This is a genomic window from Pseudomonas sp. NFACC05-1, from assembly GCF_900100135.1.
Lineage (GTDB): Bacteria > Pseudomonadota > Gammaproteobacteria > Pseudomonadales > Pseudomonadaceae > Aquipseudomonas > Aquipseudomonas fluorescens_Q.
This window is the reverse complement of the sequence record NZ_FMTR01000009.1, coordinates 202016-214715: the sequence shown is the minus strand read 5'-3', so window position 1 is coordinate 214715 and position 12700 is coordinate 202016. Positions and strand designations below refer to the sequence as shown.

The 12700-nt window shown below is 61.8% G+C and carries 13 protein-coding genes; 2 read left to right on the top strand and 11 right to left on the bottom strand.

Going from position 1 to position 12700, the window contains the following annotated elements; translation table 11 throughout:
• Positions 1-495: OprD family outer membrane porin (locus tag BLO97_RS16425; RefSeq protein ID WP_139197692.1), on the top strand; the 495-nt coding region annotated here is incomplete at its 5' end.
• 204 nt (positions 496-699) lie between these two features.
• On the opposite strand, the gene pcaC is transcribed toward BLO97_RS16425, so the two are convergent.
• From pcaC to pcaR, 11 genes are all read right to left on the bottom strand, one after another.
• Positions 700-1092 (bottom strand): 4-carboxymuconolactone decarboxylase, encoded by a 393-nt coding sequence (pcaC, locus tag BLO97_RS16420; protein ID WP_014336968.1) that lies wholly within the window; start codon positions 1090-1092, stop codon positions 700-702.
• A 10-nt stretch (positions 1093-1102) separates the two neighbouring features.
• Positions 1103-1903, bottom strand: a complete 801-nt coding sequence (gene pcaD / locus BLO97_RS16415; protein ID WP_092144296.1) for a 3-oxoadipate enol-lactonase — start codon at positions 1901-1903, stop codon at positions 1103-1105.
• Positions 1904-1915: 12 nt separating this feature from the next.
• Positions 1916-3280, bottom strand: a complete 1365-nt coding sequence (locus BLO97_RS16410) for a 3-carboxy-cis,cis-muconate cycloisomerase (RefSeq protein ID WP_092346784.1) — start codon at positions 3278-3280, stop codon at positions 1916-1918.
• Between the two features lie 152 nt (positions 3281-3432).
• On the bottom strand, positions 3433-4731 hold the full coding sequence (locus BLO97_RS16405) for an MFS family transporter (RefSeq protein WP_063322593.1): 1299 nt from the start codon (positions 4729-4731) through the stop codon (positions 3433-3435).
• Positions 4732-5061: 330 nt separating this feature from the next.
• Positions 5062-5628, bottom strand: a complete 567-nt coding sequence (pcaG, locus tag BLO97_RS16400; RefSeq protein WP_092223113.1) for a protocatechuate 3,4-dioxygenase subunit alpha — start codon at positions 5626-5628, stop codon at positions 5062-5064.
• Between the two features lies 1 nt (position 5629).
• Positions 5630-6334 carry a protocatechuate 3,4-dioxygenase subunit beta gene (gene pcaH / locus BLO97_RS16395; RefSeq protein ID WP_092223115.1) on the bottom strand — a complete coding sequence of 235 codons (705 nt, stop codon included), beginning with the start codon at positions 6332-6334 and terminating at the stop codon, positions 5630-5632.
• A gap of 37 nt (positions 6335-6371) precedes the next feature.
• Positions 6372-7577 carry a 3-oxoadipyl-CoA thiolase gene (gene pcaF / locus BLO97_RS16390; RefSeq protein WP_170867303.1) on the bottom strand — a complete coding sequence of 402 codons (1206 nt, stop codon included), beginning with the start codon at positions 7575-7577 and terminating at the stop codon, positions 6372-6374.
• On the bottom strand, positions 7574-8353 hold the full coding sequence (locus BLO97_RS16385) for a CoA-transferase subunit beta (protein WP_092223119.1): 780 nt from the start codon (positions 8351-8353) through the stop codon (positions 7574-7576). The genes pcaF and BLO97_RS16385 overlap by 4 nt, the downstream gene beginning before the upstream one ends.
• Positions 8350-9210, bottom strand: coding sequence for a CoA transferase subunit A (locus tag BLO97_RS16380; protein ID WP_003198638.1), 861 nt, complete (start codon positions 9208-9210; stop codon positions 8350-8352). The genes BLO97_RS16385 and BLO97_RS16380 overlap by 4 nt, the downstream gene beginning before the upstream one ends.
• A gap of 307 nt (positions 9211-9517) precedes the next feature.
• Positions 9518-10864 (bottom strand): 4-hydroxybenzoate transporter PcaK, encoded by a 1347-nt coding sequence (locus BLO97_RS16375; protein WP_072342041.1) that lies wholly within the window; start codon positions 10862-10864, stop codon positions 9518-9520.
• Positions 10865-11004: 140 nt separating this feature from the next.
• Positions 11005-11847, bottom strand: coding sequence for a pca regulon transcriptional regulator PcaR (gene pcaR, locus BLO97_RS16370; protein ID WP_014336961.1), 843 nt, complete (start codon positions 11845-11847; stop codon positions 11005-11007).
• Positions 11848-12424: 577 nt separating this feature from the next.
• Here pcaR and BLO97_RS16365 point away from each other — a divergent pair.
• Entirely contained in the window at positions 12425-12625 is a 201-nt protein-coding gene (locus tag BLO97_RS16365) for a hypothetical protein (RefSeq protein ID WP_003198635.1), read from the top strand.
• Positions 12626-12700: the final 75 nt, after the last annotated feature.

The window sequence follows — 12700 nt, the reverse complement described above, 5'->3', positions numbered from 1 at the left end:
GGCTACTTCACCGGCAAGGAAAACGGCAGTGCCCTGGCCGGCGACCTGGACAACAAAACCGCGTTCGCCATGCTCTCGGCCAAGTACGGCGGCAACACCTTTTATGTCGGCCTGCAGAAAGTCGGCGGCGATGATGCCTGGATGCGCGTCAACGGCACCAGCGGCGGCACCCTGGCCAACGACAGCTACAACTCCAGCTACGACAACGCCAAGGAAAAATCCTGGCAACTGCGCCACGACTTCAACTTCGCTGCCGTTGGCGTGCCGGGCCTGACGTTGATGAACCGCTACATCAGCGGTGACAACGTGCACACCGCCACCGTTGACGACGGCAAGGAATGGGGTCGGGAAAGTGAGCTGGCCTACACCGTGCAGAGCGGCGCGTTGAAGAGTCTCAACGTGAAGTGGCGTAACTCGACGATACGCCGGGATTACAGTACCAATGAGTTCGATGAGAACCGGTTGATCATCAGTTATCCGCTCAGCCTGCTGTAAAAGCCAAACATGGGTGGAGGCTGTACCACCGTCATCGCGAGCAGGCTAGCTTCCACAGGGAATCGGTGCCGAGCACAAAATCAGCGCTCACTGAAGATCCAGTGTAGGAGCTTGCTCGCGATGGCGTCATCACATTCAACATCCCCCATCAATTGAACCACCGCTATCGCGAGCAAGCTGATCCCACAGGAATGAGGTAACCCCTTAAGCCCGCGATTCGACGCCCAGTTCGTCCCACACCGACTCGGCCAGATGGAACGTGGCGTTGGCCGCCGGGATGCCGCAGTAGATGGCGCTCTGCATGATCACTTCCTTGATCTCGCTGCGGCTCACGCCATTGTTGGCGGCGGCGCGCAGGTGCAGCTTGAGTTCTTCGTTGCGGTTCATACCGATCAGCATGGCGATGGTAATCAGGCTACGGGTATGGCGCGGCAGGCCCGGGCGAGTCCAGATGTCGCCCCAGGCGTGGCGGGTGATCATCTCCTGGAATTCGCTGTTGAACTCGGTCAGGGCATTGAGGCTGCGATCGACGTGGGCATCGCCCAGCACCGCGCGGCGTACTTGCATGCCTTCGTCGTAACGTTGTTTCTCGTCCACAAAAAACTCCTCAGGCACGGCCAGAATCAAGCAGGAAATCCAGCACCCGCGCGCTGAAGGCGGCGCCGGCCTGGACGTTGGACAGGTGCGCGGCGTAGAACTCGGCGTACTCCGCGCCACTGACCCGCTCCTGGATAAAGTGCCCACCCGACGGCGGTGTCACGGCATCTTCGGTGCCGGCGATCACCAGCAGCGGCACGCGAATCGACGACAACTGCTCGCGGAAATCGGCATCACGCACAGCCGCGCAGTTGGCCGCGTAGCCTTGGGGCGATGTGGCAGCGAGCATGTCGGTGATCTTCTTCACCTTCGCAGGATGAGCCTCGGAAAAATCCGCAGTAAACCAGCGGGCGATCGAAGCATCGCGCAACGCCACCATCGCATCCTTGCCGTCGCGCAGCACGGTTTCGATGCGCGGGTTCCACACCGACGGATCGCCGATCTTGGCCGCGGTGTTGCACACCACCAGTTTGTACAGGCGCTCGCCGGCGTTGATGCCCAGCCATTGGCCGATCAACCCGCCCATGGACAAGCCGCAGAAATGCACCTTGTCGAGGTTCAACTGATCAAGCATCGCCAGCACATCGCGACCCAGTTGTTCGATGCTGTACGGCCCTTCGGTGACCAGCGATTGACCATGGCCGCGCGTGTCGAAACGCAGCACGCGAAAGTGTTCGCTGAAGGCCGCGACCTGTTCGTCCCACATGTGCAGATCAGTGCCCAGGGAATTGGAGAGCACCAACACCGGGGCGTCTTGCGGCCCATCAAAACGATAGTTCAGATCGCCCTCGGCGAGTTTGACGAATCCCACAACAATCTCCTTTCAGGCGTTCAAGGCAAGGTGTTCGGCCACGGCCCGGGCGACCCAGGTCTGGGCTTGTCCGAGGTAGTGCGCCGGGTCGAGCAGATGATCAAGCTCGGTCGCGGATAGCTGCGCAGTGACCTGAGGTTCATCCCCCAGCACATCACGCAAATGCCGTTGTTCGGCCACGGCGCGCTTGCAGCATTGCTCCAGCAGATGGTGCGCCGCGTCGCGTCCCACACGCTGGGCCAGGACGATGCTCACCGCTTCGGCCAGCACCAGCCCCTGGGTCAGTTCCAGGTTGCGGGCCATGCGCGCCGCGTCCACTTCCAACCCTTCGGCCAGCAGCCGCGCCTGCTGCAAGGCACCGGACACCAGGCAGCAGATCTCCGGCAGGGTTTCCCATTCAGCGTGCCACAGGCCCAGGCTGCGCTCGTGTTCCTGGGGCATGGCGCTGAACAGCGTCGACAACAAGCCAGGCACTCGCGTCGCCGCGCCGATCAGCACTGCCGCGCCCACCGGGTTGCGCTTGTGCGGCATGGTGGACGAACCACCCTTGCCCGGCGCCGAGGGCTCGAACGCTTCGCCGGCCTCGGTCTGCATCAACAGGCTGATGTCGCGGCCCAGCTTGCCCAGGCTACCGGCGATCAGGCCCAGCACTGAACCGAATTCCACCAGGCGATCGCGCTGGGTGTGCCACGGCTGCTCGGGCAGGTTCAGTTGCAATTCGGCGGCTAAGGCTTCGGCGATGGGCAAAGCGTGTTCACCCAAGGCGGCGAGGGTTCCGGAGGCGCCGCCGAATTGGAGCACCAGCAAGCGCGGCTTGAGTTCTTTCAAACGTTGGCGACTGCGGGTGATCGCTCCCAGCCAACCAGCGATCTTCATGCCCAGGGTCACCGGCGTGGCGTGCTGCAGCCAGGTGCGTCCGGCCAGCGGCGTGGCGGCGTAGTGTTTGGCTTGTCGGGCCAGGGTGGCGGCCAACTGCGCCAGCTCGCCTTCGATCAGCCCCAAGGCCAGGCGCAGTTGCAGCACCAGCCCACTGTCCATCACGTCCTGGCTGGTGGCGCCCAGATGCACGTAGCGCTCGGCTTCGGCATCCTCGGCGGCGATGCGCTTGCCCAACGCCTTGACCAACGGGATTGCCGAATTGCCAGCGCTGGCGATCGCTTCGCTCAGTGCCGAAAAATCGTACAGCTGCGCACGACAAGCCTGCTCGATCGGCGCCACGGCACTTTGCGGAATCACCCCGACCCGCGCCTCGGCCCGGGCCAAGGCGGCTTCGACGTCCAGCATGGCCTGGACCCGACCCGCATCGCAGAACACCTCGCGCATGTCGCGGGCGGTGAAGTAGACATCGAATAGTTGATTGCCCAGTCGTTCGCTCATAAACAGTCCTTGGGAAGGTAGATGTCCCGTGGCGAGGGAGCTTGCTCCCGCTTGAGTGCGAAGCGCTCACAAGAGAGGGCTGCTACGCAGCCCAGCGGGAGCAAGCTCCCTCGCCACAATGACTCAAACAAGCCTCAAATGATCAGGTGGATTCAAAGGTCATGGTGCAAATACGCCGGCTGCTTGGGCAGGCGCAGGCTGAACAGGAACGCCACCACCATCATCACCGTGACATACCAATAAAAAGCGTTTTCCATGCCCTGGGCCTTCAGGCTCAGGGCAACGTACTCAGCCGATCCGCCAAAAATCGCATTGGCCACCGCGTACGCCAACCCTACCCCCAGCGCCCGCACTTCAGGTGGAAACATTTCCGCTTTCACCAGGCCGCTGATGGAGGTGTAGAAGCTGACGATCGCCAGCGCCAACGTGATCAGGACAAACGCCAGGAACGGGCTGCTGATGCTTTTCAGGGTCAGCAGGATCGGCACGGTGCACAACGCCCCCAGGCCACCGAACCAGAGCATGGAGTTACGCCGGCCGATCTTGTCCGCCAGCATGCCGAACAGCGGCTGCATGCACATGTACAGGAACAGCGCGCCGGTCATGATGTAGCTGGCGGTCTTGGCGTGCAGGCCGGCGGTGTTCACCAGGTATTTCTGCATGTAGGTGGTGAAGGTGTAGAAAATCAGCGAGCCGCCGGCGGTGTAGCCCAGCACGGTGATGAACGCGGCCTTGTGGTCGCGAAACAGCGCCATGATGCTGCCAGCGTCCTTGTTCTCGCGCATTTCCTTGCTACTGGTTTCCTTCAGGGAGCGCCGCAGGAACAGGGAAATCAATGCAGCCACGGCCCCCACCACAAATGGAATCCGCCAGCCATAGGCGCGCAGTTCGTCTTCGTTGAGAAACTGCTGCAGGATCACCACCAACGACACCGCCAGCAGTTGCCCGCCGATCAGCGTCACGTATTGGAACGAAGCAAAAAAACCGCGCTGCCCCTTGAGGGCGACTTCGCTCATATAGGTGGCGGTGGTGCCGTATTCGCCGCCCACTGACAGGCCTTGCAACAAGCGCGCGAACAACAGCAGCAGCGGCGCCCAGACGCCGATGTCCTTGTAGGTGGGCAGGCAGGCGATGAGCAATGAGCCGAAGCACATCATCAGCACCGAAATCATCATCGAATTCTTACGTCCGTGACGGTCCGCCACCCGGCCGAAAATCCAGCCGCCGATGGGCCGCATCAGGAACCCGGCGGCGAACACACCGGCCGTGTTGACCAGTTGCACCGTGGGGTTGTCGGACGGGAAGAACGCCGGGGCGAAATAAATTGCGCAGAACGCATAGACATAGAAGTCGAACCATTCGACCAGGTTGCCGGATGAAGCACCGACGATGGCGAAGATGCGCTTGCTGCGTTCTTCGCCGGTGTAGTGGCTGATGATTGGGGTGGCCATGGATTATTCACTCGTTGGGGACTGACGAAGTCTAGACACACTTAGTAACAGTCCCGTTCCACAAACAGACGTTGAAGCGATAGCACCTGTATTGACGCCATCGCGAGCAAGCTCGCCCTCACTGGGTTCATACCATTGCTGTGGCCCTATGGGTTCATACACTTCTGGGCTGGGTTCATATCCCCTGTGGCGAGGGAGCTTGCTCCCGCTGGCTTGCGCAGCAAGCCCAAAGCCGGCGACCCGGTGTATCAGGATGACCTCAGTGCCTGGTTTTGCGACTGCTTCGCAGCCGAGCGGGAGCAAGCTCCCTCGCCACGGGAAAATCATGAATCAGTAATCGAAGAACACCGTCTCGGCATCCGTGCCCTGAAGGATCACGTTCCACTGGTACACGCCCGACGCATCAGGCTTGGCCACGATTGTGCCGCGACGTTCTTCGGGCACGCAGGCCAGCAGCGGGTCGGTTTCGTTGGTCTGTTCGCCGTCGAAATAGATGCGCGTCAGCAAATGCTTGACCAACCCGCGCGCGAACACCAGCACCACCAGGTGCGGGGCCTGGGTCGTGCCACCCAATCCCGGCACAGTGCCCGGCTTGATGGTGGTGAAGCGAAAACGCCCTTCGGCGTCCACCGGCACCCGGCCGAAGCCTTCGAAATTCGGGTCCAGGGGTTTGTCCTGGTCGTCTTCCGGGTGGGCGTATTTGCCGGCGGCGTTGGCCTGCCAGACTTCCAGCATCGCGTCGTTGACGAACTGGCCGTTGCCGTCGACCACCTGCCCGGTGATCGCCACGCGTTGGCCGAGGGTTTCGGCGACGGTCAGGTCTTCGCGATTCAGCCAGGTCAGGCCGATGTGGTAGTACGGGCCAACGGTGTGGGATGTGGTGGCGGTGAGCGTCATCTTATTTCTCCATCGGCGTGGCATCGCGGCCGCGCAAGACGATGTCCCAGCGGTAACCGAGGGCGTAGTGAGGGACAGTTTTTTCCAGGTCGAAACGGGCGATCAGGCGTTCCTTGGCACTCGTGTCCGGCACGCAGTTGTAGATCGGGTCGTATTCCAGCAACGGATCGCCAGGAAAGTACATCTGCGTCACCAGGCGCGTCAGAATGCTCGGCCCGAACAGTGAGAAATGGATATGCGCCGGGCGCCAGGCGTTGTGGTGGTTGCCCCACGGATAGGCGCCGGGCTTGATGGTCTGGAACTGATACCAGCCATCGGCGTCGGTGACGGTGCGACCGGTGCCAGTGAAATTCGGGTCCAGGGGCGCGTCATGGTTGTCACGGTCGTGGTTGTAGCGACCGGCGGCGTTGGCCTGCCAGATCTCCACCAGGATGCCCGGCACCGGCTGGCCGTGCTCATCCAGCACGCGCCCGTGAATGATGATCCGCTCCCCCAGCGGCTCGCCGGAATGCTGGGCGGTCAGGTCGTGGTCCTTCTCTTGCACGCGGTCGGCACCGACAGTCGGGCCAGTAATTTCCGACAGCGAATGCGGCAGGAACACCAACGGCTTGGACGGCGAGCGCAGGTTGGTGGACTGGTACGGCGGGTGCAGATACTCCGGCTGGGTGCCCGCTTGGGGGCGACGATAACCAGGCTTGTCAGTCATGGAGCGTTCCTCGGTTTCTTATTAGTAGAACGACGCGTCAGACGCGTTCGATTGCCAGTGCCAGGCCTTGGCCGACGCCAACGCACATGGTCGCCAGGCCTTTCTTGCCGCCGGTCTTTTCCAGGTGGTGCAACGCCGTCAACACCAGACGCGCCCCGCTCATGCCCAGTGGATGGCCGAGGGCGATGGCACCGCCGTTCGGGTTGACCTGGGGCGCATCGTCCGCCAACCCCAACTCACGCAGCACGGCCAGGCCCTGGCTGGCAAAGGCTTCATTGAGTTCGATCACATCGAAATCGGCGACCGCCAGGCCCAGGCGCTCAGTGAGCTTGCGCACCGCCGGCACCGGACCGATGCCCATCACTCGGGGCGCCACGCCGGCACTGGCCATGCCCAACACTTTGCCGCGCGGCGTCAGGCCATGTTTCTTCACCGCTTCGGCCGACGCCAGGATCAGTGCCGCCGCGCCATCGTTGACACCCGAGGCGTTGCCGGCAGTGACGGTCTTGTCCGGGCCGTTGACCGGCTTGAGTTTGCCCAGGGTTTCCAAGGTGGTGTCGGCGCGAGGATGCTCGTCCTGCTCGACCACGGTTTCACCTTTCTTGTGGGCAATGCGCACCGCCACGATTTCTTCGGCGAAAAAACCTGCCGCCTGGGCCGCTGCCGTGCGCTGTTGGCTGCGCAAGGCGAAAGCGTCCTGGTCGGCGCGGGACACGGCGTAGTCATCAGCCACGTTATCAGCGGTCTGCGGCATCGCATCCACCCCGTACTGGGCCTTCATCAATGGGTTGATGAAACGCCAGCCGATGGTGGTGTCTTCCAGCTTCATGTTGCGGGAAAACGCCGCGTCGGCCTTGCCCATCACGAACGGCGCACGGGACATCGACTCCACCCCACCAGCGATGGCCAGTTCCATCTCACCGCTGGCGATGGCGCGGAACGCCGTGCCGATGGCATCCATGCCCGAGGCGCAAAGACGGTTGAGGGTTACACCGGGAATGCTGTCCGGCAGGCCCGCCAACAGCAGCGCCATGCGCGCCACGTTGCGGTTGTCTTCGCCGGCCTGGTTGGCGCAGCCGAGAAACACTTCGTCCACCGCGCTCCAGTCCACCGATGGGTTGCGCTCCATCAGCGCCTTGATCGGCACCGCCGCCAAGTCATCGGCACGCACGGCGGACAAACCGCCGCCAAACCGACCGATGGGGGTTCGAATCGCATCACAGATATAAACGTCGCGCATCAGGCTTCTCCCGGTGCCTGGCCATGGGCCGCCGCGGTGCGAGCTTCCAGATCGCGCAGTGCGCGCAGCTCTACCTCGGTCGGTTCGGCGGTGGTTTGCACCTGATCGGCGAAACGGATCGCCCATCCGGTGGCGGCAATGACTTGCTCGCGGGTCACGCCGGGGTGCAGCGCGGTGACCACGAACTCATGGGTGCCGGCTTCCGGTTCCATGATGCACAAGTCGGTGATAATCCCCACAGGACCGGCACCCGGCAGGCCCAGGCGCTTGCGCGAATCGCCGCCTTCACCGTGGCCGACCGAAGTGATGAAATCCAGCTTGTCGACAAACGAACGCGCCGACTGCTTGAGGATGATCAACACGCTCTTGGCCGAGCCGGCGATTTCCGGCGCGCCACCAGCACCCGGCAGGCGGACTTTTGGCTGATGGTAATCGCCCACCACCGTAGTGTTGATGTTGCCGAAACGGTCGACCTGGGCCGCCCCCAGGAAACCGACGTCGATACGCCCGCCCTGCAGCCAATAGCGAAAAATCTCACCGGTCGGCACGACGGTATCGGCGGTTTCCGCCAGCTCACCGTCGCCGATGGACAGCGGCAGTACGCTGGGTTTGGCACCGATCGGGCCGGATTCGTAGATCAGCACGACGTCCGGCGATGAGGTCAGCCGTGCCAGGTTGGCCGCTTTCGACGGCAGGCCGATGCCCACGAAGCATACGGCATTGTTCTTCAAGCGACGCGCCGCGGCGACGGTCATCATTTCGTGGGTGGAGTAAGTCATGGTTTCACCTGCGAAGCGGCTGCCAGTCTGGCCTGGAATTCACTGAAGTCTTTAGTGCCATGGATGTATTCGTTGATCCATGCGGTGAAGGTCTCACGGTCCCGGGCGATCGGATCCCACGCCTGGTAGAAACGGTTATCACGCTCGGTATAGCCGTGGGCGTAGGACGGATGAGCGCCACCCGGCACGAGGCACACGGCGCTCAATGCCCAGGTCGGCAGTACGCAAGCGTTCATCGGTGCATTCAGGTCGTCGACGATTTCTTCCACGGTGACGATGCAACGCTTGGCGGCCAAGGCGGCTTCTTTCTGCACACCGAGAATGCCCCACAGCAGCACGTTGCCCTTGCGGTCGGCTTTCTGGGCGTGGATCACCGTGATATCAGGGCGCACCGAAGGCACGGCGGCCAATACTTCACCGGTGAAGGGACAGGTTACGCTCTTGATCAGCGGGTTGACCTTCGGCAGGTCGGAGCCGGCGTAGGCCCGCAACACCGCGAATGGCAGGCCGGAGGCGCCGGCAACGTAGGCGTTGGCCAGGTCGGCGTGGCTGTGTTCCTCGATCTCCAGGGGGTGCGGCCATTGTTTCTCCACGGCATCGCGCAAGCGGTGCAACGACCCCACGCCAGGGTTGCCGCCCCAGGAGAAAATCAACTTGCGAGCACAACCGGCGCCGATCAACTGGTCATAGATCAGGTCAGGTGTCATGCGCACCAAGGTCAGATCTTTCTTTCCCTGACGAATGATTTCATGACCCGCCGCCGTAGGAATCAGGTGAGTGAAGCCTTCGAGCGCGACGGTATCGCCGTCGTTGACGAATTGCTTCACCGCGTCGTGCAGCGAAAGGATTTCAGCCATGGGGCAGGCTCCCGTTTTCCAGTAGACCGACATGAAGGAAAAGGCGCGAGGTTAAGCGCCGAAGTGACTGAAGATTAAGCCTGGGGGAAAAGCCAAACAATCCGATAATCGACTGAGTGTTCGTTTATCGAACGGATTGTTGTTTGGCTATCGATTTATCCACACAGCGAAAACGAGAACCGTGGCGAGGGCGCTTGCTCCCGCTGGGCCGGGCTGGCGCTCCAGTACGAAGCGGCCCTGTTTTTGGGGCTGCTACGCAGCCCAGCGGGAGCAAGCTCCCTCGCCACAGGGGTGTAGGTTCGGGGTTTCAGGTGGCATCCGCATGGCTGACCATGCCTTTGATCACCACCGCCGTGGTCGCCAGGGCCGCCGGGATCACCAGGGCGGTCAGGACCTGTTCGAAGTTCCAGCCCAGGCCCAACAGGGTCGCGCCCATCCAGGCGCCGAGAATCGCGCCGAAACGACCGATGCCCAGCATCCACGAGACACCGGTGGCCCTACCCTGGGTCGGGTAGAAACGCGCCGCCAGCGAAGGCATCGCCGATTGCGCGCCGTTGACACACATGCCCGCCACCAGCACCAGGGTGGCGAGCAAGGTAATGTTGCCCAGGCTCTGCCCTACCGCGTAGGCAAACACCCCCGCCATCAGGTAGAAAAGGCCGATGACCTTGTGCGGATTGAACCGGTCCATCGCCCACCCCACCCCGACAGCGCTCAACACGCCGCCGAATTGGAACAGCGCACCGATAAACGCTGCCTGCTCCATGCTCGCGCCGCTGTCGCGCATCAGGGTCGGCAGCCAACTGGTCAACAGGTAGACGATCACCAGGCCCATGAAATAGGTCAGCCACAGAAGCAAGGTGCCAGCGCTGTAGGTGCCGGAGAAAATCACCGCCAGCACATTGCGGGCTTTCACGGTTTTCTGTTCCGGCACACTGAAGCTCGCCGCTTGGGCCACCGTGTTCGGTTCGATCGGTGCCAGGGTCTTGCGCACCTTGTCGGTGCCGCGATTGCGCACCACCAGGTAACGCGCCGACTCCGGCAGCCAGAACAGCAACACGACCGCCAGGATCAACGGCAGGATCCCACCAATCAGCAGCAGGCTATGCCAACCGAACGCCGGTATCAGCTTGGCGGAGATGAACCCACCGCCGGCCATGCCCAGGTTGAAGCCACAGAACATGCTGGTCACCAACAGGGACTTCTTGCGCTCCGGGGTGTATTCCGACAGCAACGTGGTGGCGTTTGGCATCCCGGCGCCCAGTCCCAGGCCCGTCAGGAAACGCAGCACCAGCAATTGATCGACGTTGGTGCTGTAGGCCGAGGCCAGGCTGAACGCGCCGAACAGCAAAACCGCGCCCACCAGTACGACTTTTCGCCCGAAGCGGTCAGCCAGCGGCCCTGAACCCAGTGCGCCGAACACCATGCCGATCAGCGCGGCGCTCATCACCGGGCCAAGGCTGGCGCGATCGATGCCCCAATCCTGGGACAGTGCCGGGGCGATGAAGCCCATGGCCGCTGTATCAAGGCCGTCGAGGAAAACAATCAGGAAACAGAGAATCACCACCCGCCACTGGTAGCGCGAAATAGGTTGGGCATTGATAAAGGACTGCACATCGAGGCAGTTGCCTACGGAGGTCTGGGGCTGGTTCATTTTATTTTTATTCCACGTGATAAACGCAGGCGAACGATCAGGGACCGGCGAAACACGCCGGATGACGCTGCGCGACATTAATGAGGGCAGGCAAATACCGTCAATTCATCGCCGCCGACTCTGTGCGTTTATCGAACAGCTTAAGTGAACAGCTGCGCGCTCAAGTCGCGGCTGGCCCCCAGCAGGCCTGGCAGGAAGCGCTGTTCCAGCTCATTGCGGCTGACCCGCCCGGCATGGGTGCTGACGTTGAGCGCGGCCACTACTTGACCGGAAGCGTCGTACACCGGCACGGCAATCGAACGCAGGCCCTGTTCCAGCTCCTGGTCGACGATGCACCAGCCTTGCTGCCGCACCTGTTCCAGGCATTCAAGCAATGCCTCGGGGGTGTGCAAGGTGCGGCTGGTCTTGGCTTGCAGGTCGGCATGGTCCAGGTAGTCGCGCAGCGAAGCGTCATCCAGGGCCGCCAGGAGAATCCTGCCCATCGAAGTGCAATAGGCTGGAAGACGCCCGCCGACCGACAGATCGACCGAAATCAGGCGCTGGGTGGTGGCTGACCGGGCGATATAGAGGATATCGTCGCCTTCGAGCGTCGCCATGTTGCAGGCTTCGTGCAATTGCTCGCTCATGCGGTCCAGGTACGGCTGGGCAGAAACGGCCAGCGGCGTCGAGGACAGATAGGCGTGCCCCAGGGTCAGCACTTTGGGCAGCAGCGAATAGGTCCGTCCATCCGTGGTGGCGTAGCCCAGCTTGATCAAGGTATGCAGGCAACGTCTGACGGCGGCGCGAGGGATTTCCGTACGATGGCTGATCTGGGCAATGGTCAGGTGTCGCTTGCGCTCCTGGAAGGCCTGGACCACGGCCAACCCGCGGGCCAGGGACGTCATGAAATCGGGATCGCCGGTCAGGGCCTGGATCCGCTTGGCCGGCGAGGCGACGATCGGTGGCGCGACTGAAGTGAAAGCATTGCGCAATTGGTCGTTCATGTCTGGTCCTTCCCGGGGAATGACGGCTATTACAAGCGGCTGTCTGACGGACAGACAAGGGCCGGACCGCCAACAGTGTTCGATTATCGAACCAGCAACCGATAATCGCAATCCTGCCCGGTATCATGAATTCGACAGCCGTCGAACGCCCGATAACAAGTTGAGCGAGAGTGACAAGCGATTTGACGTGAAGGCGCGGGCGATATTGAACTTGTCGCCTTGAACGGCATCAGGATATCGGCACTAGCAGACATCTTCTGAAACCTGATTGACACAAGTTTGCACATACAAACATCGATTCACACAACAACAGGCCCCTTTAAATATTTCCCGATAGTGTTATTCAGCTGGACCGCTATAATGCAACTCAGCGACGGTACGGCCAATCGACCGCTCCCGTACGCAGGCACCTTGGTAATACCCTGGCGCCCGAAGCACCTTTAGGTCGCTTCCCCTGTATTGGCAACAACACGAAGCCCTGATGCTACGTCAGCTGTCAGCTCTGGTGCCGTGGCCGTCTGCATGTCTACATGCAGTGCGTATCACCAGATTCAATTTCAATTAATTAGGTACAACTGTGACGAAAGACGAACTGCGCGCGGAACTTGAGCGCCAGGAACAACGTTACAAGGAAGTTTACGGCGGGGAAATCACCACCTACGCCGCACAACCTGAACCGGAACGCAAACCCTGGCGTAAGCGCGCCACCGTTCAGGACCAGGCCTTCACCCAGGAACTCCAGAAAATGGAAAAAGAACTCAAAGCCGAAGAGCAGTGACGCGCTGGGCATGATGTTCTTGTGAAGAGGTCTCCGGCCGCCATCCAGGCCGGAAACCGCAGTGCACGCCCGCCA

Excerpts from the sequence above, each read along its gene's own strand:
- pcaG (WP_092223113.1), bottom strand. The coding sequence starts at position 5,628 with ATGACGCTCACCGCCACCACATCCCACACCGTTGGCCCGTACTACCAC.
- BLO97_RS16410 (WP_092346784.1), bottom strand. The coding sequence starts at position 3,280 with ATGAGCGAACGACTGGGCAATCAACTATTCGATGTCTACTTCACCGCC.
- BLO97_RS16405 (WP_063322593.1), bottom strand. The coding sequence starts at position 4,731 with ATGGCCACCCCAATCATCAGCCACTACACCGGCGAAGAACGCAGCAAG.
- BLO97_RS16380 (WP_003198638.1), bottom strand. The coding sequence starts at position 9,210 with ATGGCTGAAATCCTTTCGCTGCACGACGCGGTGAAGCAATTCGTCAAC.
- BLO97_RS16385 (WP_092223119.1), bottom strand. The coding sequence starts at position 8,353 with ATGACTTACTCCACCCACGAAATGATGACCGTCGCCGCGGCGCGTCGC.
- pcaH (WP_092223115.1), bottom strand. The coding sequence starts at position 6,334 with ATGACTGACAAGCCTGGTTATCGTCGCCCCCAAGCGGGCACCCAGCCG.
- pcaR (WP_014336961.1), bottom strand. The coding sequence starts at position 11,847 with ATGAACGACCAATTGCGCAATGCTTTCACTTCAGTCGCGCCACCGATC.
- BLO97_RS16375 (WP_072342041.1), bottom strand. The coding sequence starts at position 10,864 with ATGAACCAGCCCCAGACCTCCGTAGGCAACTGCCTCGATGTGCAGTCC.